19 protein-coding genes and 1 pseudogene are annotated in these 19,619 nt (G+C 43.3%); 16 read left to right on the top strand and 4 right to left on the bottom strand.

Annotated elements, in window-relative coordinates; all coding sequences use genetic code 11:
• The first annotated feature begins 127 nt into the window (after window positions 1-127).
• From xseA to J2T50_RS02830, 11 genes and pseudogenes are all read left to right on the top strand, one after another.
• Complete coding sequence (xseA, locus tag J2T50_RS02780) at window positions 128-1,477, top strand: exodeoxyribonuclease VII large subunit (RefSeq protein ID WP_253363450.1); 1,350 nt, start codon at window positions 128-130, stop codon at window positions 1,475-1,477.
• On the top strand, window positions 1,452-1,670 hold the full coding sequence (locus J2T50_RS02785) for an exodeoxyribonuclease VII small subunit (RefSeq protein ID WP_253363452.1): 219 nt from the start codon (window positions 1,452-1,454) through the stop codon (window positions 1,668-1,670). Before xseA ends, J2T50_RS02785 begins: the two co-directional genes overlap by 26 nt.
• On the top strand, window positions 1,670-2,542 hold the full coding sequence (locus J2T50_RS02790) for a polyprenyl synthetase family protein (protein WP_253363454.1): 873 nt from the start codon (window positions 1,670-1,672) through the stop codon (window positions 2,540-2,542). The genes J2T50_RS02785 and J2T50_RS02790 overlap by 1 nt, the downstream gene beginning before the upstream one ends.
• Window positions 2,535-3,344: a TlyA family RNA methyltransferase gene (locus J2T50_RS02795; protein WP_253363455.1), complete on the top strand. Its 810-nt coding sequence runs from the start codon at window positions 2,535-2,537 to the stop codon at window positions 3,342-3,344. Before J2T50_RS02790 ends, J2T50_RS02795 begins: the two co-directional genes overlap by 8 nt.
• 4 nt (window positions 3,345-3,348) lie before the next feature.
• Window positions 3,349-3,771, top strand: coding sequence for an arginine repressor (locus J2T50_RS02800; protein WP_253363457.1), 423 nt, complete (start codon window positions 3,349-3,351; stop codon window positions 3,769-3,771).
• 3 nt (window positions 3,772-3,774) lie between these two features.
• Window positions 3,775-5,430 (top strand): DNA repair protein RecN, encoded by a 1,656-nt coding sequence (recN, locus tag J2T50_RS02805; RefSeq protein ID WP_253363459.1) that lies wholly within the window; start codon window positions 3,775-3,777, stop codon window positions 5,428-5,430.
• A gap of 23 nt (window positions 5,431-5,453) precedes the next feature.
• Window positions 5,454-6,114: pseudogene (locus tag J2T50_RS02810) on the top strand (HD domain-containing protein).
• A gap of 82 nt (window positions 6,115-6,196) precedes the next feature.
• A complete protein-coding gene (locus J2T50_RS02815) occupies window positions 6,197-7,030 on the top strand; it encodes a DegV family protein (protein ID WP_253363461.1) in 834 nt (277 codons plus the stop codon).
• The gene (locus tag J2T50_RS02820; protein WP_253363463.1) at window positions 7,023-7,883 is read left to right on the top strand and encodes an SGNH/GDSL hydrolase family protein; all 861 of its coding nucleotides are present in this window, start codon (window positions 7,023-7,025) and stop codon (window positions 7,881-7,883) included. Before J2T50_RS02815 ends, J2T50_RS02820 begins: the two co-directional genes overlap by 8 nt.
• Complete coding sequence (locus J2T50_RS02825) at window positions 7,855-8,448, top strand: YpmS family protein (protein ID WP_253363465.1); 594 nt, start codon at window positions 7,855-7,857, stop codon at window positions 8,446-8,448. Before J2T50_RS02820 ends, J2T50_RS02825 begins: the two co-directional genes overlap by 29 nt.
• Before the next feature lie 106 nt (window positions 8,449-8,554).
• On the top strand, window positions 8,555-8,830 hold the full coding sequence (locus J2T50_RS02830) for an HU family DNA-binding protein (RefSeq protein ID WP_253363467.1): 276 nt from the start codon (window positions 8,555-8,557) through the stop codon (window positions 8,828-8,830).
• Window positions 8,831-9,193: 363 nt separating this feature from the next.
• Here the strand turns inward: J2T50_RS02830 and J2T50_RS02835 are convergent, their stop codons facing one another.
• A complete protein-coding gene (locus J2T50_RS02835; protein WP_253363469.1) occupies window positions 9,194-9,604 on the bottom strand; it encodes a hypothetical protein in 411 nt (136 codons plus the stop codon).
• Between the two features lie 273 nt (window positions 9,605-9,877).
• Here J2T50_RS02835 and J2T50_RS02840 point away from each other — a divergent pair, with 273 nt between their 5' ends.
• Complete coding sequence (locus J2T50_RS02840; protein ID WP_436300027.1) at window positions 9,878-10,345, top strand: GNAT family N-acetyltransferase; 468 nt, start codon at window positions 9,878-9,880, stop codon at window positions 10,343-10,345.
• Window positions 10,346-10,524: 179 nt separating this feature from the next.
• Here the strand turns inward: J2T50_RS02840 and J2T50_RS02845 are convergent, their stop codons facing one another.
• The 3 genes from J2T50_RS02845 to J2T50_RS02855 are packed head-to-tail and all read right to left on the bottom strand — an operon-like array spanning window position 10,525 to window position 14,172.
• Window positions 10,525-11,784 carry a hydroxymethylglutaryl-CoA reductase, degradative gene (locus tag J2T50_RS02845; protein WP_253363473.1) on the bottom strand — a complete coding sequence of 420 codons (1,260 nt, stop codon included), beginning with the start codon at window positions 11,782-11,784 and terminating at the stop codon, window positions 10,525-10,527.
• A 51-nt stretch (window positions 11,785-11,835) separates the two neighbouring features.
• Complete coding sequence (locus tag J2T50_RS02850; RefSeq protein WP_253363476.1) at window positions 11,836-12,987, bottom strand: hydroxymethylglutaryl-CoA synthase; 1,152 nt, start codon at window positions 12,985-12,987, stop codon at window positions 11,836-11,838.
• A gap of 3 nt (window positions 12,988-12,990) precedes the next feature.
• The gene (locus J2T50_RS02855) at window positions 12,991-14,172 is read right to left on the bottom strand and encodes a thiolase family protein (RefSeq protein WP_253363478.1); all 1,182 of its coding nucleotides are present in this window, start codon (window positions 14,170-14,172) and stop codon (window positions 12,991-12,993) included.
• A 226-nt stretch (window positions 14,173-14,398) separates the two neighbouring features.
• Here J2T50_RS02855 and J2T50_RS02860 point away from each other — a divergent pair, with 226 nt between their 5' ends.
• The 4 genes from J2T50_RS02860 (at window position 14,399) to J2T50_RS02875 (ending at window position 19,570) form a co-directional block, all read left to right on the top strand.
• Window positions 14,399-15,091 carry a phosphoglycerate mutase gene (locus J2T50_RS02860; protein ID WP_253363480.1) on the top strand — a complete coding sequence of 231 codons (693 nt, stop codon included), beginning with the start codon at window positions 14,399-14,401 and terminating at the stop codon, window positions 15,089-15,091.
• An 88-nt stretch (window positions 15,092-15,179) separates the two neighbouring features.
• Complete coding sequence (locus tag J2T50_RS02865) at window positions 15,180-15,560, top strand: VOC family protein (protein ID WP_253363482.1); 381 nt, start codon at window positions 15,180-15,182, stop codon at window positions 15,558-15,560.
• Between the two features lie 46 nt (window positions 15,561-15,606).
• Window positions 15,607-16,422 carry an alpha/beta fold hydrolase gene (locus J2T50_RS02870; RefSeq protein WP_253363484.1) on the top strand — a complete coding sequence of 272 codons (816 nt, stop codon included), beginning with the start codon at window positions 15,607-15,609 and terminating at the stop codon, window positions 16,420-16,422.
• Between the two features lie 193 nt (window positions 16,423-16,615).
• Entirely contained in the window at window positions 16,616-19,570 is a 2,955-nt protein-coding gene (locus J2T50_RS02875; protein ID WP_253363486.1) for a pneumococcal-type histidine triad protein, read from the top strand.
• The last annotated feature ends 49 nt before the right edge of the window (window positions 19,571-19,619 follow it).

A 19,619-nucleotide genomic window follows, 5' to 3' on the forward strand; every position in this document is an offset into this window, starting at 1 on the left:
TCATAATCTCCTTGAAAGCACCGTTGTGAAACGGTGTTTTCTTTGTTTTTAAGGAGTTGAATCCCATCATTTTATACAAAAAAATGGTATAATTGTATAAATTGTATCACAGTAGAAGGAGTCAAGTTTGCAACATACAGACTATCTATCAGTCAGCAGTTTGACAAAATATTTAAAACTAAAATTTGACCGAGACCCCTATCTGGAAAAGGTCTATCTGACAGGGCAGGTATCCAATTTCAGAAAGCGTCCGAATCACCAATATTTTTCGCTCAAGGATGACAAGGCCGTTATCCAAGCGACGATTTGGGCGGGTATTTATAAAAATTTAGGCTTTGATCTAGAAGAGGGCATGAAGGTCAATGTCATTGGGCGTGTCCAACTTTATGAACCAAGCGGGTCCTACTCGATGATCATTGAAAAGATTGAACCAGACGGGATTGGTGCCTTGGCGCTTCAATTTGAACAGCTCAAGAATGCTTTGCAAAAAGAAGGTCTATTTAATCCCGAATTCAAACAAGCTCTGCCACGATTTGTCAAAAAAATCGGGGTGATTACTAGTCCCAGTGGAGCTGTTATCCAGGACATCATTACGACGGTTAGCCGTCGTTTTCCCGGTGTGGAAATCCTACTTTTCCCCACCAAGGTGCAAGGGGAGGGAGCTGCTCAGGAAGTGGTGGTCAATATCCAAAAAGCCAATGCGCGAGATGACCTAGATGTCTTGATTATTGGTCGCGGTGGTGGTTCCATTGAGGACTTGTGGGCCTTCAATGAAGAAATTGTGGTGAGAGCTATTTTCGAATCACGCCTACCGGTCATTTCAAGTGTGGGGCATGAAACGGATACGACCTTGGCTGATTTTGTGGCGGATAGACGAGCTGCAACGCCGACGGCTGCTGCAGAATTAGCCACGCCTGTGACCAAGCTAGATGTGCTCAATCATCTCAGTCAACAAGAAAATCGTGCCAGCCAAGCTATGACCCATCGCATTCAATATTTGCGCAGTCAGCTGACGCGTGTGGGGCAGTCCGTCATTTTCCGTCAGCCAGAAAGACTTTATGATGGCTACCTGCAAAAGTTGGACCAATTGACAACCAAATTAAGCAAGCAGATACAAGGGATTTTCCGTGAAAAAATGCAGGAAACCCAGCTCTTGGCACAAGGCTTGAAGGGGCTAGACATGCAGCAAAAGCTCAGTCGGTACCAAGAAAGAGTGAGCCAGATGGAACGCCTGCTCAAGAGCAATATGGCCAACATCTATGACAATAAAATGGCGCGTGCGGACAAGTTGATGGAAGCCTTGACCATGCTGGATACCACACGAATTGTGGCGCGAGGCTATGCCATTTTGGAGCAAGATGGTCGTGTGCTGGATAGCGTAGAGAAGATTGAAACAGATAAGACACTGACCTTACGCATGCGGGATGGTCGAGTAGATACAGAGGTAAAATATGTCGAAAAAAATGAAAACATTTGAAGAAAATTTAGCGGAATTAGAAGCCATTGTCACTAAGTTAGAGCAAGGTGATGTGGCCTTGGAAGAGGCCCTGGCTGCTTTCCAAGAGGGAATGATTTTGTCAAAAGATCTGCAAAAAACGTTAACCGAGGCAGAAAAGACCCTGGTCAAGGTCATGCAAGCTGATGGCGGCGAAGTGGAATTGGAGTCCTAATGGCTGAATTGAAGAAAATTGATGCAGTCATTGACCGCTATTACCGACAGACTTATGATGTCGTGTCAGAAGATTTAGTGGAAGCTATTTTGTATTCTGTTCATGGTGGTGGCAAGCGAATTCGTCCTATGATTTTGCTGGAATTGCTGGAAGGTTTTGGAATTGCTTTGATGGATGGACATTATCAGGTTGCAGCTGCGGTGGAGATGATTCACACAGGGTCGCTCATTCATGATGATTTGCCAGCTATGGACAATGATGATTACCGTCGTGGTCGACTGACCAACCATAGGCAGTTTGACGAAGCGACGGCTATCTTGGCAGGTGACTCCCTCTTTTTAGACGCTTTTGACATGGTGGTGAAGGCTGGTTTTGATGTGGAGAAGAGCCTTGCCTTGGTAGAATCTTTATCGCTATCTTCAGGAACTTTTGGGATGGTGGGCGGTCAGATGCTGGATATGAAAGGCGAAGAGAAGCAGTTGACGATTGAAGAGTTGGCGGCTATTCATGCCAATAAAACTGGTCGTTTGCTAGCTTTCCCTTTTCGGGCAGCTGGGATTTTGTCGGAGCAGTCGCAAGAAGTGATTAGCCATCTCTACAATGCTGGCTTGCTGGTAGGATTGGCCTTTCAGGTGCGGGATGATATTTTGGATGTGACCGCAAGCTTTGAAGAAATCGGGAAGACTCCTCAGAAGGATTTGGTGGCGGAAAAATCAACCTATCCAAGTCTTCTTGGCTTAGAGAAATCTTACGAAATTCTCAATGATTCCTTGGACCAAGCGCTAGCCATTTTCCAAAAAATAAAAGAAAATCAAGACTTTAATGCAGGTCAAATTACAAGATTGATAGAAAGGTTACGACTCAATGCCTAAGGAAAGAGTAGATGTCTTGGCTTACAAGCAAGGGCTTTTTGATACACGAGAACAGGCCAAACGTGGCGTCATGGCGGGTCTGGTGGTCTCTGTGCTCAATGGAGAACGCTATGATAAGCCTGGTGAGAAGATTGATGAGGCGACCGAACTAAAACTCAAGGGAGAAAAACTCAAATACGTCAGTCGTGGGGGTCTCAAATTAGAAAAAGCCCTGACTGTGTTTGGCATTTCGGTAGAGGGCAAGACGACCATTGACATCGGGGCTTCGACAGGAGGTTTCACAGATGTTATGCTGCAAAATGGGGCCAAGCTCGTTTACGCAGTGGACGTAGGGACCAATCAGCTGGTCTGGAAATTACGCCAAGATGAGCGCGTTCGATCGATGGAACAGTACAATTTCCGCTATGCAGAGCGGAAAGATTTTACAGAAGGCTTGCCATCATTTGCATCAATTGATGTCAGCTTTATTTCTCTCAATCTGATTTTGCTGGCTTTACATGGAATTTTAGCCGAAGGTGGCGAAGTTGTAGCCTTGATTAAGCCGCAATTTGAAGCAGGTCGCGAGCAGATTGGGAAAAATGGCATTGTCAAAGACAAGGCTGTCCACCAAGCAGTTTTGAAAAATGTGACATCATTTGCTGTCGATTTCGGATTTACAGTAAAAGGGCTGGATTTTTCACCTATCCAAGGTGGCCATGGCAACATTGAATTTTTAGCTCATTTGGAGAAATCAGATTCAGCCCAAAATAAGGTGCTGGAGCAGATTTCAGACATTACAAATAAGGCACACGAGGAATTTTAAAAGAATGAAGAAAAGTGATCGTTTACAGTTGATTAAGGAATTAGTCTTGCGCTATCCGATTGATACGCAAGATGAGATTGTCGAGCGCTTAAAAGAGGCTGGAGTTGTGGCCACACAGGCGACCGTCTCGCGTGATATCAAGGAATTGGGCATTATCAAAGTCCCTTCTGAAAGCGGCTATATTTATGGATTTTCAAAGACAAATGCAGCCAAATTACAAATCAGCAATATTCGCCAGTTATCGACTATGAATAACATGGTCAATCTACGCTTGGTACCAGGAAGTGCGACCGTTTTGAAGCGTCAGATTTTGGAGTTTTTTGCAGATGAAATTTTCAGTATTATTGCGGATGACGACTCGATTCTCCTGATTGTTAAGGATGAGGCTGTCATTCCACAAATGGAACAGACAATGAAGGTTTGGTAGGCTATGCTGTTAGAAATTTCGATTAAAAATTTCGCCATTATCGAAGAGGTCAATCTGGCATTTGATAAAGGAATGACTGTTTTGACTGGGGAAACTGGTGCAGGGAAGTCCATCATTATTGATGCCATGAATCTGCTCTTGGGTGCACGCGCGACGACAGATGTGATTCGCCATGGCAAACCCAAAGCGGAGATGGAGGGGCTATTTACTGTTGAGGCAGGCCCCTTAACGGCTTTTTTAGCAGACCAAGGTATCGAAGTAGGAGATGACCTGATTATTCGCCGCGAGGTTTTGGCAAATGGTCGTTCAGTCAGTCGGATCAACGGTCAGCTGGTCAATCTTTCTGTTCTTCGTGAAGTTGGTCAGTATTTGGTGGATATTCACGGGCAACATGACCAGGAAGAACTCATGAAGGCTCAGCACCATATTCAGCTCTTAGATAGCTTTGGTGAAGCAGAATTTTGGTCTTTGAAAGCCGATTATCAGGCGACATTCGACAATTATCGTCGTTTGCGCAAGCAAGTGCTTGAAAAGCAGAAAAATGAGCAAGAGCACAAGGCGCGTATTGAAATGCTGGAATATCAGATGGCTGAAATCGAAGCCGCCAGCCTACAGCCGGGCGAAGATGTCAAATTGGAGCAAGAACGGGAAAAATTGCTGAACCATAAGCAGATTGCCGATACCTTGACCAACGCCTTTAGCATGCTGGACAATGAAGATTTTTCAAGCCTATCCAATCTACGTTCTGCCATGAATGATCTGCAAAGTCTAGAAGAATTCGACGTAGAATATAAGGAAATGTCCACTAGCTTAACGGAAGCCTACTACGTGGTAGAAGAAGTTACCAAGAGCTTGGGAGATGTGTTAGACAATCTAGATTTTGATGGGAATCGCCTGCTTCAGCTGGAAAGTCGCTTGGACATGCTCAACACCATTACGCAGAAATATGGCGGAACGGTTGACGATGTCCTAGGCTACCTGACGAAGATTACAGATGAGTACAACTTGTTGACGGGGAATGACTTGTCGGACGGAGACTTGGAAAGTCAACTCAAGCAGATGGAGAAGCACTTGGTGGATTTATCTGCACAGTTGAGTCAGGCACGACACGATTTGGCCCAGCAATTAGAAGCAGAGATTCGTCAGGAATTGCAAGACCTCTACATGGAAAAAGCCCAGTTCAAGGTGCAATTTAACAAAGGGAAATTTAACCGTGAAGGAAATGAAGTGGTCGAGTTTTACATTTCAGCCAATCCAGGTGAGGATTTTAAACCGCTTGTTAAGGTGGCTTCTGGCGGGGAATTGTCTCGTCTCATGTTGGCCATCAAGTCAGCATTTGCTCGTCGCGAAGACAAGACGTCTATCGTCTTTGATGAGGTGGATACAGGTGTTTCAGGTCGAGTTGCTCAAGCCATTGCCCAAAAGATTTACAAGATTGGTCAGCACGGTCAGGTACTTGCCATCTCTCACCTTCCACAAGTCATCGCCATTGCCGATTACCAATTTTTCATCGAAAAAGTGTCAGATGAAGCTTCTACAGTATCGCGGGTTCGCTTGCTCTCAACGGAAGAGCGCGTCGAAGAAATCGCCAAAATGTTGGCCGGTAGCGATGTAAGCGATGCTGCACGCGTGCAAGCAAGGGAATTACTGAAAAAGTAGTCTAGATTACTTGGAGAGGGAAGATGAAGAGTCAGGAAGAAATTTTACGGAAAACGGAAGCCTTTGTAGAGGAACAACTAGCTGGTGAAGCCAGCGGTCATGACTGGTGGCACATTGTTCGGGTGCGCAATATGGCTCAACGATTGGCTGTGGAAGAAGGCGCAGATACCTTTATTTGTCAGCTGACAGCCCTCTTTCATGATGTAGCAGACCAAAAGATTGCTTGTACAGAGGAAGCGGGTCTTCAGACAGTCAGAGAATGGTTGGAGTTGCAAGAACTTTCGGAAAATGATTGTAGGGATTTTGGACAGTATTCAAAAACTGTCTTTTAAAGGCGGCACGCAACTCGATGCGACCTTGTCTCTGGAAGGCCAGGTGGTGCAGGATGCGGACCGGTTAGATGCCCTGGGTGCGATTGGAATTGCCCGGACCATGGCTTATTCGGGGAATAAAGGTAGATTGATTCACGACCCAACTCTTTCCCCGCGTCAATCCATGACTTTGGAAGAGTACCGCTCTGGCAAGGATACAGCCATTCTGCATTTTTACGAGAAGTTACTTCTCCTTAAAAATTATATGAACACAGAGACGGGAAAACGCATTGCAGCCGAACGTCACGCTTTCATGGAAAATTATTTACAGCAATTTTATAGAGAGTGGGATGGCCTGGATGGGCTTTCATAAAGTGCATGTGTCAGTACCTATTTTTCTAAAATTTTGGTATAATGGTAGTCAAGAAATTCAAAGAATGTGAAGTAGAAGAGAAATGGCAAGTATTAAAATTGTAACGGATTCCAGCAACACAATGGAACCAGAGTTGGTAAAAGAGCTAGGTATTACAGTTGTCCCTCTTTCAGTGATGGTAGATGGCGTGGTCTACTCGGATGCCGACTTGGCAGAAGGTCAGTTCCTGAATTTGATGAAAGGGAGCAAAAATCTTCCTAAAACCAGTCAACCACCGGTTGGTTTGTTTGCAGAAGTATTTGAACATTTGGCTAGCGACGGCAGTCAGATTATCGTCATTACCCTATCACATGCCTTATCAGGTACGGTGGAAGCTGCTCGTCAAGGGGCAACCTTGTCTGGTGCAGATGTGACTGTTATCGACTCGGGCTTTACAGACCAAGCTACTAAGTTCCAAGTAACGACTGCTGCTCGTATGGCAAAAGCTGGCGCAAGCAAGGAAGAGATTCTTGCTGCTATCCAAGAAGTCCACGACAAGACTCGTCTTTACATCGGTGTATCTACTTTAGAAAATCTCGTAAAAGGTGGTCGCATTGGCCGTGTTACTGGTCTCCTTAGCTCTCTTTTAAATATCCGTGTCATCATGGAAATGAAAGACCACGCTCTGAATCCGATTGTCAAAGGTCGTGGTGCTAAGACTTTCAAGAAATGGTTAGATGAATTCATTGCTGGGCTAGGTGATAAAAAAATTGCCGAATTAGGAATTTCCTATGCGGGAACGTCTGAATTTGCTGAAGAAATGAAAGCTCGTTTACAGAGCTATGTTCCAGGAAATATTCCTGTCCTAGAGACAAGTTCCATCATCCAAACTCACACGGGCGAAGATGCATGGGCAATTCTTGTGCGCTATGAATAATCGAAAAATATTGCAAGGACTGGTCTTCTTTTTTACCGGTCTTTTAGGTTTTCTTTTTCTCTTTCATCTATTGATTCCAGCGGCTCCATCTTTGTTGACCAATAAAGACTATCAAAAGACGCAGGCGACACCGCTACACTATGTGGCTTTAGGGGATTCGCTGACTCAAGGAGTAGGAGATTCGACCAATCAGGGCGGCTTCGTTCCACTCTTATCCCAGTCCCTCATCAATGAATACGGCTATGCTGTAGAGGCTGAAAATTATGGCATTTCAGGCAATACTAGCAAGCAAATATTGGCCCGAATGCAGGAAAATTCGGAGTTGGTAGCTAGTTTGAAAAAGGCAGATTTGCTGACACTGACAGTAGGGGGCAATGATCTTCGACAGGTCATCTTGGACAATCTTCAAAATTTGACCGTTTCAACCTTTAAAAAACCAGCTCGAACGTACAGCAAGCGCCTGGAAAACATTATTGAAACTGCCAGGAAGCAGAATCCAGACCTCCCAATCTATGTTTTAGGCATCTACAATCCCTACTATCTCAACTTCCCTGGGATGACAGAGATGCAGACCGTTGTGGATAATTGGAATACGACGACAGAAGAAACAGTGAAGGCCTATGAGAATGTTTATTTCATTCCCATCAATAATCTACTTTACCAAGGCTTGAATGGTCAGTCGAGTTTTGCCAATGATGACCAGACAACTTCTGCTGGTTCGACTAGCTCGACAAAAACCAACAACCTTCTGTACGAGGGGGATCATTTTCATCCAAACAATACAGGATATGAAATCATGAAAGAAGCAGTAATGGAGAAAATTCGTGAGACAAAAGACAAGTGGAAACATTAACGGCTGGAAGTGGGCATTTTTACTTCTCTTATCGGCTCTGTTGGCTGGGGCAATGGTACTTGCCTTTCGGATGACTACTCGTCGTGAAAATACGAGTCAGATTGTGACAACGAGCAATAAGGACCCTAAAATCGGGACCTTTACCACGACGCGAGACCAGTTGAATGACACCATTGCAGCCTATCTGAAAGACTATCAAACCAAGGATTTCACCTATAAAGTTTATGCGACCAATCAGTTGGTCCTATTTGAAGGACAATACGAGCTCTTTGGAACAGAAATTCCTCTTTACATTTATTTTCAACCAAGTAAGCTTAATGATGGAAGTGTGCTACTAACCGTGACTGAAATTTCAGCGGGCAGTTTATCGTTTCCAAAAGATGAGGTCCTGACCTATCTACAAAAAAATTATAAATTGCCAGCATTTATTGGTATCGACCCTGCTACAGCGACTGTGAAAGTGAATCCAGCAGACATCAAAAATAGCTTAGGAATTTATGTAAAAGCCAATACAATTGACCTTTATAATGACCAAATTTTATTTGATTTGTATCGTAAGAAATAGTGAAAAAAGGTTTGAAAAACCGGCTAAAAACTTGACGATAAGCGTTTTTTTAGGTAAGATAATAGGGTGAGTAAAAACTCAGAAAATTATTGGAGGACTTAGCAAAATGGCTAATAAACAAGACTTGATCGCAAAAGTTGCAGAAGCAACTTCATTGACTAAAAAAGATTCAGCAGCAGCAGTTGATGCAGTATTTGCAGCAGTAACTGACTACCTTTCAGCTGGTGAAAAAGTACAATTGATCGGTTTCGGTAACTTTGAAGTTCGCGAACGTGCAGAACGTAAAGGTCGCAACCCACAAACTAAAGAAGAAATCACTATTGCAGCTTCAAAAGTTCCAGCATTCAAAGCTGGTAAAGCATTGAAAGACGCTGTTAAATAATGACACGTTAAAAAGCCTATTGTATCAACGTTTTAGCGTTGTGCAATAGGCTTTTTTCTATGTTTTTGAATGTTTACTGGTATAGTTTTGAAATTGTCAGTAATACTTATTATGGTTTTATTTGAAGTGAGAGAATATCTTTGAAATCTTACTTTTTACTTTAAAGAAAATGATTTGCCATGTTCTTCTATAAAAAAGGGCCAGTATTCTATTTTGAAAAGTTCTTATCACGTTTTGTCGCCAATAATATTTAAGATCCCTATGTCTATTGTGACGCATTTCCACAATACCATAAGAGTCAGGTGTAGGATTGAATGGTATTGTGAGGAATCGTTTTGGAGTCTCTAATTCTAAAAAGTGGCCTTACATATATTTATATGGTTGATAAAAGGCGAATGTTCCTTTAAATACAGAATATGATGGAACTATAATTGGTAGAGTTGAGGTATATCTGTTGAATTTCGTATATTTGCCTCCCACTTTCATTTCAATCTGGATTACATCATCGAGAAGCTCACCTTGGTCACTACTATATTCTTGCGATTCTTTCTCCGTAATTGTCAAACCTGTAATTATCGATGGGGTTTGAGAATCGTTAATAATAATTATTTCTACAAACATTACTTGCCTGTTTTGCCCATTTGAGTGAGTTTTCTCGCTGAAATAAACTTTTCCAGTTGCAATACCGAGACGATATAGTTGTCGATAGTGGTTTATTATAAAAAGAATAACCGATAAGGATATAGATATTATAGATAGAATTAACGCAAGCACACATTTCTCCAAACATTTATTTTTAATTATATCACATAGAACAGGTAAGTCATACAGAAATGAGACTATATTTAAGATAGACTGCAACGCAAAAATCCAACCGATTGGCTGGATTTCTAAGGAGATTTTCCTCGAGTCTCACGACTGGAGAGGAAATATTTAGGATACGAGATTAGTATAGAATGTTTGCAGTAGAATGGCATCCGTCTCAGGGCTGATTTTACAAAGTGGGTATTTTATGATAGGATAGAAACACTATTAAGGAGGATGGTCATGATTCGAAGAGCAGAACAGGCGGATATTCCAGTCTTGAACCGGTTGTTGCAACAAATTTTACAGGTCCATCATGTAGCGCGACCAGATATTTTTAAGGCTGAAGGGCAGAAGTTTACGACTAGTCAGCTGGAAGAGTTGCTGAAAAATGAGGACAAGCCAGTATTTGTCTATGAGAAAAATGGTGAAATTTTAGGGCATCTTTTTTGTGAAATTGGCCAGGCGGATGGGCACGTTTTAGAGCCTGTTAAAACACTGTTTATCGATGATTTGTGTGTGGATCAGGCGGCGCGTGGTCAAGCAATTGGGCAGCAGTTGATGGATTTCGCCCGTGCCTATGCAAAAGAAATTGGCTGTCATAATCTGACCTTGGATGTCTGGAATGACAATGCTGGTGCGACTCGTTTCTATGAGCGTTTGGGGATGACACCTCAGAAAACACGTATGGAAATGATTTTAGAAGATTAAAAAACCTTGGACGAAGTTCCGAGGTTCTTATTTTTTTGTAATTTTAACAGTCAATTGTGCGGTGGTGGGTTAAAAAGGTCCGGGAGATCTTTTTAATCTGGAAATGACACTTGCAAGGCAAGTGTCAACAACATCAATTTCTACGAAATCACGATTGAGTCCCACTCTCTTTTAGTCTATTATCTTGTTCGTAATTGTTTGAGAAGATTTTGTGCTGTTTCTAGGTTCATGTGTTTTTCTTGACTCAGTAATTGGGCTAGGAACTCAATTTCCTCCTCGTTGGCACCTGCTAGAAGAGCCAGAGATTTTGCATGGAGTTTCATATGTCCTTGCTGGATTCCAGATGTCACTAGGGCTCGGAGAGCTGCAAAATTTTGGCATAGTCCAGTTGCAACAATAAGGGAAGCCAGCTGACGGGCATCAGGGTGACCCAAGAGTTCGAAAGCAATTTGGACTTTAGGATTGAGGCCAATTGAACCACCTACAGTTGCAATGGGCATGGGAAGTGTCAGACTTCCGACCAATTCATCTTCTTCAATAGTCCAAGTGGAAAGACCACGATACTGACCATCATGGCTGGCGTAGGCATGTGCACCAGCTTCTACAGCCCGCCAATCATTGCCAGTAGCAAGTACTAGTGCATCTATTCCATTGAAAATTCCTTTGTTGTGCGTTGCAGCACGGTAGGTGTCCACTTGGGCCAGTTGACTTGCAAGAGATAGTTTTTCAGCTGTACCTTTGGCGGTTTCAGGGTTCGTGTGGAGGCTACTAATCTTGATACGGCAACTAGCTGTTACAAGAGAATCCGTAGCGTAATTAGAAAGGATAGCCATGAGACTTTTTCCAGCGGTTACTTCTTCCAGATACCCCTTGATTCCCTCCAGCATGGTGTTGAGAATATTGGCACCCATGGCTTCTTGGACATCCACGTGTAGGTAAAGGATAAGAAAGTCTTCTTTTATCGCTAGGGAAATGGCTCTAGCCCCGCCCCCGCGTTTGACGATAGAAGGATGAGCTTGATTAGCCAAGGCGAGAATGGTTTGTTCTTGCTCCTTCAAAAGAGCGCTAGCTTTTTCCATATCTTCAATCGCGTACAGTGCCACCTGACCAATCATGAGGCGTTGGTGGACTTGTGTCTGAAAGCCGCCAGATTTTGCGATGATTTTGGCTCCGAAAGAACAAGCAGCGACAACGGAGGGTTCCTCGGTCACCATAGGCAGGCTGTATTCTTGACCGTTTAGGACAAATTCAGGCACAACAGAAAAGGGGAGAGCAAATGTCCCTAGATGATTTTCGGCCATCTTCCCTGCAATGTTTTCTGGTAGATTGAGGTCTTCATCTAATGTTTGTTTTTGCTGGGCTGACAAGCCTTTTTTTTCTGCTAAAATGGCAATCCGCTCAGCGCGTGTTTTTTTGTAAAATCCTGAAAAGTCTGACATAGAGTTCCTTTCAAACTAAAAAACTCCAGCATCGCAGCTGGAGGCAGTGATTTATCCTTTGCGATAAATGCGTTTGTGGTCTTCGATTTTGTGAAGTGCAAATGGTGCAGTATCCGTAAGTTCAGCAGCATTTCCTTGGTCATCCACTTGGAGTTCTTCGAAGAAGATAGACTCGTATTGATCAACGGTCAGACGCGTCCGTGCTTCTAATTTTTCTAGACGTTGACTATCTAACTGATCGCGGAAGCCTTCAACCAAGCGGCCGCTGAAAATTTCACAAACCGCTCCCGAACCATAGCTATAAAAGAGTACTTGGTCGTCTGCTTGGATAGCTTGACTATTTTCTAGGAGAGAGAGCAAGGATAAGAAGATAGAGCCTGTGTAGATGTTTCCGACGATTTGGTTGTAGACGATTGCTTCGTGGAAGCGTTCTGTGAGACGCTCCAAATCTGAACCTTGAGCGATAGCTTGGAGGCCTTTAAGACCTTGTTTTGAGAACGGGATGTGGAGGCACATGGCTGCAAAATCAGCGAGGCTCTTGCCTGTTTTTTCTTGGTAACGTGCAAAAGTGGTTGTCAAGCAGTCAGTGTATTGCTCTGTTGAATATTTACCGTCCACACGAGGGTATTTGTCGTAGTTTGGACGCCAGAAGTCCATAATGTCGCGTGTTTGGCAGATATTGTCATTGTTGAGGACCATGATGCGAGGGTCAGCAGAGACTAGCATGGCAATGGCGCCAGCACCTTGCGTGGACTCGCCACCAGAGGCAATCCCGTATTTGGCGATGTCGCTAGCAATCACCAAGACTTTTGAAGTTGGAAACTGTGCAACATGGCTCTTAGCCAAACTCAGACCAGCAGTCGCTCCGTAGCAGGCTTCTTTGATTTCAATCGAGCGGGCAAAGGGGTGAATTCCCAATAGACCGTGGATGGAAACCGCTGCAGCCTTACTTTGGTCGACGCTGGACTCAGTACCTACGATGACCATATCGATAGCTTGTTTGTCTTGGTCGGTCAAAATAGCTTGCGCTGCTTGAGCACCAAGGGTGACAATGTCTTGACTGACTGGAGCAACAGCCATCTGGCTTTGCAAGAGTCCAATTTTGAATTTATTTGGGTCAATATTGCGGGCAGCTGCCAAGTCTGCTAAGTCTAAGACGTAGCTAGGAGCAACAAAACCAATTTTATCAATACCAATGTTCATGTTTTATCCTTTTGCATTTGAAATAATGAGGGAAATTCCTTGCCCACCACCGATACAGAGGGAGCAGAGCCCCATTTTTTTTTGGCGTTTTTCTAATTCGTGAATGAGACTAACCAAAATCCGCGCACCACTGGCACCGATTGGATGACCGAGCGCAATCGCACCGCCATTTACATTGACTTTTTCTGGTGCAATATCGAGTTGGTCTGCCACGGGAATAGCCTGAGCAGCAAATGCTTCATTGAGCTCGAAAAGATCAATGTCTGAGACAGAAAGTCCAGCCTTGTCCAGTGCTTTTTGACTTGCAGGAATAGGACCCAATCCCATGAGGTCTGGGGATACACCTGCCGTAGCATAGCTTTCGATATAAGCCAAAGGCTCGATAGCTAGTTCTTGAGCCTTTTCCTGAGACATGAGGACCAGCACTGCACAGCCATCGTTGATACCAGAGGCGTTTCCTGCTGTGACCGTACCGTCTTTCTTGAAGGCGGGTCGGAGTTGGCTTAGCTGCTCGAGAGAGGTCGCGCGTGGGTATTCATCTGTGTCAAACAGTACTTCCTTGCGGCCTAGTTTGACAGTTAGGGGGGCAATTTCATTTGTAAATCGTCCAGCTGCAATGGCCTGCGCAGCCTTTTCTTGACTGGCTAGGGCAAAGGCATCTTGTTCCTGGCGTGAAATGCCGTGCAGGCTAGCAACATTTTCAGCTGTGATGCCCATATGTTGACCTGAAAAGGCATCTGTCAAGCCGTCCAGAAGCAGGCTGTCTTCTAATGATAGATGACCAAGTTTGCTACCAAATCGTGCTTGTTTGTTGAGATAGGGAGCTTGGCTCATGATTTCAATCCCACCTGCGACGACGACATCTGCGTCACCGAGCAAGATAGATTGGGCGGCCAAGACAACTGCTTGTAGTCCAGAGCCACAAACTTTATTGACAGTATAGGAAGGAACCTCTTCTGGAATGTCTGCTGTAATGGCAATTTGTCGGGCAATATTTTGTCCGTGACCAGCAGCCAAGACATTTCCGAAGATAACCTCGTCAACAGCAGTGGTTGGAATTTGTTTCTGATTGAGCGCAAAACGGGTCACATCTGCACCGAGTTTTGCAATGTTCACATCTGTGAGACTGCCACCAAATTTGCCGATAGCAGAGCGGTAAGCAGAGACAATAGCGACTTTATTCATGGTATCTCCTGTCTTTGGACACATCATGTGTCTTAATCAGCTTTTCCATTATACCATGTTTGGCTAAAAAAGTTTGGAAAGATTATCCGTCTTGAGGCTGATTTTGGCAAGGAAAAAATATGAAAACGCAACCATCTTGCTATAAGTCTAGCTATTTTTGCTAATTTTGTGTAAAATAGAAAAGTAAAAGAGGATAACCTCAAAATAAAAAGGAGAATCCAATAGAATGGTAAAATTGGTTTTTGCTCGCCACGGTGAGTCAGAATGGAACAAAGCTAACCTTTTCACAGGTTGGGCTGACGTTGATTTGTCAGAAAAAGGTACACAACAAGCAATCGACGCTGGTAAATTGATCAAAGAAGCTGGTATCGAGTTTGACCTTGCTTACACTTCAGTCTTGAAACGTGCTATCAAAACAACTAACCTTGCTCTTGAAGCAGCTGACCAACTTTGGGTACCAGTTGAAAAATCATGGCGCTTGAACGAACGTCACTACGGTGGTTTGACAGGTAAAAACAAAGCAGAAGCAGCTGAGCAATTCGGTGATGAGCAAGTTCACATCTGGCGTCGTTCATACGACACATTGCCACCAAATATGGCACGTGATGATGAGCACTCAGCACACACAGACCGTCGTTACGCTCACCTTGATGATTCAGTTATTCCAGATGCTGAAAACTTGAAAGTGACTTTGGAACGCGCTCTTCCATTCTGGGAAGACAAAATCGCTCCAGCACTTAAAGATGGTAAAAATGTTTTCGTTGGTGCACACGGTAACTCAATCCGTGCCCTTGTAAAACACATCAAACAATTGTCAGACGACGAAATCATGGATGTTGAAATTCCTAACTTCCCACCACTTGTATTTGAATTGGATGAAAAATTGAACATCGTTTCAGAATACTACCTTGGTAAATAATCAGAAGAGAGCAAATTAGCTCTCTTTTTTATGCATTTATGCGAAAAATGCTACAATGAATCATATTAACTCGTAGTTAGGAGAACAGATGATTCAGTCAATGTGGTTAAATTTTGCAACCAAATCAGTTGTAGATACGGGGAAGTTTTTTAAAGAACTTGGTTTTGAAGTGCCTTATCCTCAGGGAGAAAGTGGTTCAATCGTGGATATTCGTCTAGGGAAAAATGGGCAGATTGTCTATTTCGACGAAAACGTTTTTGCCCAAATAGCACCATTTTCAGTGTCGAAGGATGAAGTCTTGGTCAGTATGGATGCAGAGAGCTCGGAGGAAGTAGAGGATTTTCTTGCCAAAGTAGCTGCAGCTGGTGGGCGTATCAGTGCTCCAGCAGGGGACCGAGGAGGAATCTTTGGTGGCGCTTTTGAAGATTTAGACGGCCACTATTTTACGATTATCGTGATGCCAGGCTAACAAATACTATGTCGGCGATGCAATAAAAATCAGAAGAGGTGTGCCTATGCTTTCTCAGCAATTGGTGGCCACAAAGATCGGTCAGATCTATACAGAATTTCGTAAGGGGAAAAACTGTATCGTATTTTTAAGTGGTGTTGGAGATTTTTCTACCAGCGATAATTTTCAACAAGTTTTGAAAAAGATGCCAGAAGATTGGGGTTATTTGACAGTGGATTATCCTTGTTCTGGGAAAAGCCCGGTGCAAGATCAGTCAGAATTTGGTGTAGGAGACTACATTGAGGCTGTCCGTTCACTTCTTCAGCAATTTCAAATAGAAGATTTTATCATGTGTGCGCATAGTATTTCAGGAGTGATTGTACTGAATTTAGCCAACAAAGCTGGTAATCCCTACAAAGGCGCTGTTTTACTAGAACCAACAACGAGTGCAATCCTCTTTGGAGGCTTAGCGGAGCATCTCTATCCTGAGTTTGTAGCTCTTGAACAAGAAATTTCAGAAAAATACGGTAGCACGTTCAACTATTTGAAGGAGATGAGTCAGTCTTATTTTAATGAACACGATTATCAACTTTTGTGGCAACATGCGAGTGATAGTGCTTGTCGAAACGAAGTAGCGAGGTTATCAGGAATTCAAGAGTTACCACAAATTTCTCCTAGAGATTTTGAAAGTCAAATTTCAGAGAAACAGCCAGTTGTCATCTTTGCACAGGCTTTTCGACAGGATGAATACAACCGTTCAGAATATAAAAATCATCATCCATTGAGCCAAGTCATGCTAGGTGGTTCTACTCATTATCTGCAGTGGTCAGAGTCTGAAAAAATCGTAGAAGCATTGGGTGATTTGTTGGATAGGGCGTTGTGATTTTAAAAATTCGGTGCCATTCCCCTTCTCCATCTCAAAGCTATAGACGGTGGTCTACGGCTTTTTCTTTTTGAAAATTCAGTTGTTATCTAATCGGTAAAGATTTTTTAGAAAAGTGTTGACATTTAGATGCTTAACTGGTAAAATATAATCTGATTTTCATTAACCAGTTAATTTTTAGTCAGGAGAGTTTATGAAGAAAAAACAATTATTGTATAGCGGTTTGATACTGGCGGCACTTGCCTCTGGTTCAGCGCTAGCCTATCAATTGGGGGTGAGTAATGGCAAAAGCAGTACCAAACCATCTGTTCAATATGTGAAGAATTCATCAAAAGATGCGGACAAGAGTGAAACAATGGCATCGGATGCATCGAAAAAAGATGCAAAAGAAGAGGGAATTGCTGCAGAACAAATTGTTGTCAAAATAACCGATGAAGGCTATGTAACTTCTCACGGGGATCATTTCCACTATTACTCTGGGAAAGTTCCTTATGATGCCATTATCAGCGAAGAACTGCTCATGAAAGATCCGAACTATGTTTTGGACCAAAGCCATGTTGTTAGTTCCATTAAAAATGGTTATGTGATCAAGGTTGATGGCAAGTACTATGTCTACTTGGAGCCTAACAAACCACATGATCAAGTAAGAAGTAAGGAGCAGATTGCGCAACAACGCCAAGGAAATTATGGTCACCAAGCGGGCGCAAATCAAACAAATACAGAACGAGTAAAAAATGGCGGTAGCTACAAGACGGATGATGGCTATGTCTTTCATCCGAGCGATGTGATGGATGATTTGGGAGATGCTTATATCGTTCGTCACGGTGACCATATGCATTACGTGCCGAAGTCAGATTTGTCTGAGAGCGAAAGAGTGGCTACGAAGCAGTTTTGGACTCAACATAAACCTGCTCTTACAGCGGTTGCACCTGCAAGACATTCGCAAGGAAGCAGCGCAACGGTTACGCCTGTGGACAAGGTGCAGGCGGTACCATCTGCACCAGCCGTTCCTAATGCTGACGAGAGCCTGGCTGCGAAACGTGCCTATATGGCGAAGATGTACAATTTGCCTCTTTCAGTAATTCAAATTGCGGGAGACTATTTCACTTATCCACACGGTAATCATCGCCATGCGATGTTGATTTCAAAAGTAGTTGTGGGACAATTTCCGACAGCAGAAAGTGTCGCAGCGGATTTGAATCATGGTCATGAACCAATGGTTAAGCCAGCAGAGCCTGCTACACCAGTTCAGCCGAGTCAACCATCCACACCAACTCCAGCACCAAGTCAGTCAAAAGAAGAACCGACAGAGACAAAACCAGTTTTAGACAAGGAATTGAAAGCTAAAATCGACTATATCTCTCAACTGTATGGCGTTGATCCGGCAACAGTTCAAGTACAAGGTGATAGCTTGATTTGGCCACATGAAAATCATTCACATAGCATTAAGATTGCAGATGTGGTCATTCCTAAAATGAGTGATGACCCAGAAGCGGACTTTGAAGCTGAGTTGAATACCCTTGCGAAGAGCATGCATGTTGATTCATCTAGCATCATCATTGCGGATGGTACGATGACGATTTCCCACGTGGATCACACTCATACTTACAATATCAAGAGCCCAGGCTGGCGTGATTACATTAAGAACAAGGTACCAATTCCAAGCGGTGCTTATATCCCTGGAACCTTGGACCGAAAAGTAGTAAATGATAAGGTCACTTCTTTGATTCAATTGGCAGAAGAAGTGTATAAAGACAAGCCAAAACAAGTCCGTCGGATCAAATCAGCCTTGAATAGCTTCCAACAAGATTTGGTTTGGGCGACAAACTCAACAGCTGGTTACTTGAAGATTCTCTCAGACTTTGAGAATAAATACATCCAAGCAAGTACTGCACCAACTCCGTCAGAACAACCAATCGCAACACCTTCAGACAAGGAAGTAACCTGGAAAGAATTGGACTTCTTGTCTAATAAGATTTCGGCAGCGTTGACAAAAGATCATCCTGAATTTACGCAAGCAAACTTTAAACTGCGTGATTTGAATGTGACGATTTCATTCCGCCAAGGAGATAAGGCGGCCTTGAAAGCCAAACTCTTGCAGTTTGCGGCTGATTACCACTTGCCGATTGATGCCGAAGCACCAAAACCAGGTACAGCAACTACTCCATCAGACAAGCCTGCAACCTGGCCAGAAGTAGATGCTCTATCTAAGGCTGTTTCAGCGGTTCTGACCAAAGAACATCCACAATTTAGCGATGCAAAACGCAAGTTGCACTCCCTCTCTACAACCATTGCTTACCGTCAAGGGAAGCCGGCAGCTTTGGAAGAACAGTTGAACCAATTTATGGCAACATACAATCTCAAAGTGGCCTCAGTTTCTGCAGACAGCAAACCAGCAGAAAATGCTGAAACAACAAAACCAAATGGCAGACAGCTTGCGAACTTGAAACAATACTTAACAGCCAACCAATTCGATAAACGATTGACAGCTGAAGTGCGTAAAGCCGTCCAAGCAGCTCTTTGGAACGGGACAAGTAGTGTACAAGAACTTGAAAACCTCAAGCAACAAGTAAAAGATTGCTTCCGCCAATACGAAGAAAAACAAAGTCAGTTATCAGCTCGCATTGCAGATTCATTGGCGAAGTCACAAGACTTGCTCTCAGTGGTAGGAGATGCTGAACGTAAGGCAGCTTTCCAAGCAACTTTGGATGATTTTAAGGCACAATTGCAAGCATCAGATACAGATAAGACAGCTCTTTATGCAAAAGCAAAAGAATTGCAAGCACAATTAGAGCAAGAAAAAGCAATTGCAGAGGCACCAGTTGTTCCAGCAGAGGCAAGCCAACCAGCCCCTTCAGCAAATGAAGACAGTGCTGCGCTTGCTCATCAAGCCGAAGTGAAAAAACAGATTCAGGAAATTGTTGACTTTATCAATCAAAACAAAGATAAGATAGAAACAAAACCTGCTAGTCTGAAACAAGATTTGTTGAATCAATTTGTAGCTTTACAAGCTCAGTTAGCAAATGGTTCAGCGAATGTGGATGAATTGTTAGGGCAATTCCAAGCGCTAAAAGCACAAATTGAACCACATATCAAGGCCAATACAGGTTATCGTTTTAATCCTAGTGACTGGTCAGGTATGTATTAAGCTAGATTGATAGCTTCTGTTAAACTATTTCTTTACAAAAAATGCAGTC

The sequence above is a fragment of the Streptococcus gallinaceus genome (assembly GCF_024170225.1).
Lineage (GTDB): Bacteria > Bacillota > Bacilli > Lactobacillales > Streptococcaceae > Streptococcus > Streptococcus gallinaceus.

Bases quoted from the DNA above. Each gene is read 5' to 3' on its own strand.
- J2T50_RS02785 (WP_253363452.1), top strand. From the start codon at position 1,452: ATGTCGAAAAAAATGAAAACATTTGAAGAAAATTTAGCGGAATTAGAA.
- J2T50_RS02790 (WP_253363454.1), top strand. From the start codon at position 1,670: ATGGCTGAATTGAAGAAAATTGATGCAGTCATTGACCGCTATTACCGA.
- J2T50_RS02795 (WP_253363455.1), top strand. From the start codon at position 2,535: ATGCCTAAGGAAAGAGTAGATGTCTTGGCTTACAAGCAAGGGCTTTTT.
- J2T50_RS02800 (WP_253363457.1), top strand. From the start codon at position 3,349: ATGAAGAAAAGTGATCGTTTACAGTTGATTAAGGAATTAGTCTTGCGC.
- recN (WP_253363459.1), top strand. From the start codon at position 3,775: ATGCTGTTAGAAATTTCGATTAAAAATTTCGCCATTATCGAAGAGGTC.
- J2T50_RS02815 (WP_253363461.1), top strand. From the start codon at position 6,197: ATGGCAAGTATTAAAATTGTAACGGATTCCAGCAACACAATGGAACCA.
- J2T50_RS02820 (WP_253363463.1), top strand. From the start codon at position 7,023: ATGAATAATCGAAAAATATTGCAAGGACTGGTCTTCTTTTTTACCGGT.
- J2T50_RS02830 (WP_253363467.1), top strand. From the start codon at position 8,555: ATGGCTAATAAACAAGACTTGATCGCAAAAGTTGCAGAAGCAACTTCA.
- J2T50_RS02840 (WP_436300027.1), top strand. From the start codon at position 9,878: ATGATTCGAAGAGCAGAACAGGCGGATATTCCAGTCTTGAACCGGTTG.
- J2T50_RS02845 (WP_253363473.1), bottom strand. From the start codon at position 11,784: ATGTCAGACTTTTCAGGATTTTACAAAAAAACACGCGCTGAGCGGATT.
- J2T50_RS02850 (WP_253363476.1), bottom strand. From the start codon at position 12,987: ATGAACATTGGTATTGATAAAATTGGTTTTGTTGCTCCTAGCTACGTC.
- J2T50_RS02855 (WP_253363478.1), bottom strand. From the start codon at position 14,172: ATGAATAAAGTCGCTATTGTCTCTGCTTACCGCTCTGCTATCGGCAAA.
- J2T50_RS02860 (WP_253363480.1), top strand. From the start codon at position 14,399: ATGGTAAAATTGGTTTTTGCTCGCCACGGTGAGTCAGAATGGAACAAA.
- J2T50_RS02865 (WP_253363482.1), top strand. From the start codon at position 15,180: ATGATTCAGTCAATGTGGTTAAATTTTGCAACCAAATCAGTTGTAGAT.
- J2T50_RS02870 (WP_253363484.1), top strand. From the start codon at position 15,607: ATGCTTTCTCAGCAATTGGTGGCCACAAAGATCGGTCAGATCTATACA.
- J2T50_RS02875 (WP_253363486.1), top strand. From the start codon at position 16,616: ATGAAGAAAAAACAATTATTGTATAGCGGTTTGATACTGGCGGCACTT.